Origin of the sequence: Shinella sp. M31, assembly GCF_049199205.1 — a bacterium.
Taxonomy (GTDB): domain Bacteria; phylum Pseudomonadota; class Alphaproteobacteria; order Rhizobiales; family Rhizobiaceae; genus Shinella.
Genome location: NZ_JBLZPH010000013.1, coordinates 1 through 2,299, shown reverse-complemented (window position 1 = coordinate 2,299; position 2,299 = coordinate 1). Strand labels below are relative to the sequence as shown.

General features: G+C 65.5%; 4 protein-coding genes. 1 reads left to right on the top strand and 3 read right to left on the bottom strand.

Annotated features, from left to right (window positions below; translation table 11 throughout):
- On the top strand, nucleotides 1-148 hold a 148-nt coding region (locus ACOZKU_RS02580), incomplete at its 5' end, for a TRAP transporter large permease subunit (RefSeq protein ID WP_421577534.1).
- 58 nt (nucleotides 149-206) lie between these two features.
- Here ACOZKU_RS02580 and ACOZKU_RS02575 read toward each other — a convergent pair.
- From ACOZKU_RS02575 to ACOZKU_RS02565, 3 genes are all read right to left on the bottom strand, one after another.
- Nucleotides 207-1,181: a LysR substrate-binding domain-containing protein gene (locus ACOZKU_RS02575; protein ID WP_421577533.1), complete on the bottom strand. Its 975-nt coding sequence runs from the start codon at nucleotides 1,179-1,181 to the stop codon at nucleotides 207-209.
- Between the two features lie 80 nt (nucleotides 1,182-1,261).
- A complete protein-coding gene (locus ACOZKU_RS02570; protein WP_421577532.1) occupies nucleotides 1,262-2,143 on the bottom strand; it encodes an NAD(P)-dependent oxidoreductase in 882 nt (293 codons plus the stop codon).
- An 8-nt stretch (nucleotides 2,144-2,151) separates the two neighbouring features.
- Nucleotides 2,152-2,299 (bottom strand): TRAP transporter large permease subunit (locus ACOZKU_RS02565; protein WP_421577534.1); only part of this gene is annotated, 148 nt, incomplete at its 5' end.

The window sequence follows — 2,299 nt, the reverse complement described above, 5'->3', positions numbered from 1 at the left end:
CCCGCCCATCGGCACCACGCTGTTCATCGGCGCGGCCATCGCGCGCGTGCCCATCGGCGCCGTCGTCAAGGAGCTTTGGCCGTTCTACCTGGTCGCCTTCAGCGTGCTGATACTGATGTCATACATCCCCGCACTCACCATATATTGAGGTAGCGACGGGCAGGCCGCGGAGGTGAACGCGAGCCGCAGGCGTTCATGGAACGTAGCTATCGCAGGACCGGCTCGTCATCGCTCGCAAACCGGATTCGGCAACCGAGTTCGAAGAGCAGGTTGCGCGCCTGATGGTCGAAGCTCCGGCCCTGCTCACGGATCCAGTCGGAAAACAGCCGTACATTGCGCCTGCTGACGTGGCGGGGCGGACAGGCGATCCAGTAGGCGGGAAATTCCACGACATCGAAGGCGGTCGATAGCGGGACGAGCGTGCCGCGCTCTAGATCTTCCTGGGCAAGGGTTGCGGAATCGAGCACCACGCCCGCGCCGTCGCGGGCAAGCTGGATGGCCATCGATGACCGGTCGAAACGCAGCGGTGCCTGCTCCAGAGGCGGGTCGATGCCATGGACCAGCAGCCAAGCGTCCCACTGATAGAGCGTCTTCACCGAATGGATCAGCCGTGCATGGGTGAGAAGACCGGCCGGATCCGTATCGTGGGTCGACAGCCGCTCGCGATAGGCCGGGCTGCACATCGGCAGGAAGAAATCGTTGATGATGCATTCGGTATGCAGGCCCTCCCAGGCGCCTGCGCCATATCGCATGTCGAGATCGATCGCCTCCGTTTCGAAGTCGGAGAAATCGGGCGTGGCATCGATGCGAATACCCCAGTCGGGATTGGCGTCGAGGAAATGTTTAAGGCGCGGCGTCAGCCAGCGGACGGCAAGACTGGGGCTGGAGCGCACCGTCAGCTGCCGGCTGTTGCGCTGGCGCAGGACCACGGCCCGGGCGCCCCGGATCATGCGGAATGCATTCGTCGTCGCCTGGAAAAGCGTCTCTCCGTCGAGCGTCAGGCTGAGGCGCCGGTCCTTGCGGCGAAACAGGCGTACACCCCATTGCTCTTCGAGTTGCTTGAGTTGCTGGCTGACGGCGGCGGCAGATACACCGAGTTCGGCAGCGGCCAGCGACACGCGTCCCGTGCGGGCAACGGCCTCGAAATAGGCAAGTGAATTCAGATTGGGATTGATGGCCACGCCGGTCTCCGCAGAATATGCGACGCGCTGGAGGCAATCCGGCACGCCGCCCGCCAATGGGCGGCGGCGTGTCGTGGATGTCAAGAGAAGCCGTTGAGACGCCGATAAGCGGCGATGACCTTGCTGTCATCGGCAAGACCATTGCCGCTGCCGCTTTCGGCAAGGAACATCTGATGGGCGGCGGCGGCAAGCGGCAGCCCCGTGCCGGCCGAACGCCCAGCGGAAAGGGCGATGCCGAGATCCTTGACGAAGATGTCTACCGCGCTTGTTACCGGTGGGGTTTCCATCAGCATGCGCGGGCCGCGGTCCTTCAGCATCCAGCTCGAGGCCGCCGAGCCGGAAACGATCTCCAGGAGCGTGGCGACGTCGACGCCGGCCTTTTCGCCCAGCGCCAGCGCTTCCCCGGCTGCGGCGAGATGTACGCCGCAGAGAAGCTGGTTGATCGCCTTGACCACCGCGCCCTGTCCGACCTTCGGGCCGCAATGGTAGAGTTTGTCGCCCATGGCGCGAAGGATCGGGGCGACGGCGTCGAAGTCCTCCTGCGGCGCGCCCACCATGATGGTTAAGGCGGCGGCCTTGGCGCCGACGACGCCACCAGAAACCGGGCAATCGACGAGCCGCTTGCCGCTCGCCCGAATGTCGGCGTCGAGTGCCTTGACCTCGTCCGGCGGGCAGGTCGCCATCAGGCAGACATGAGCGCCGGCGGGAAGGGCGGCCAGCGCGCCGGCCTCGATAAGGACGGTGCGCGCCTGGGCGGCGTTCACCACCATGAGGATGAGGATATCCGCGCTGCGGCAGGCCGCGGCGAGGCTTTCGGGTCGGGTCCCGCCAGTGGCCGCCAGGGCATCCATGGCTTCCGGGCGCGTGTCGAAGCCACGGACGGCATACCCGGCCCGTACGAGGTTGATGGCCATGGGAAGCCCCATGGAGCCGAGGCCGGCAAAGGCGATGGTCTTGGTCATGTTCGGCCTCAATATATGGTGAGTGCGGGGATGTATGACATCAGTATCAGCACGCTGAAGGCGACCAGGTAGAACGGCCAAAGCTCCTTGACGACGGCGCCGATGGGCACGCGCGCGATGGCCGCGCCGATGAACAGCGTGGTGCCGATGGGCGGG

Coding starts and splice junctions, on each gene's coding strand:
- ACOZKU_RS02570 (WP_421577532.1), bottom strand. CDS start 2,143: ATGACCAAGACCATCGCCTTTGCCGGCCTCGGCTCCATGGGGCTTCCC.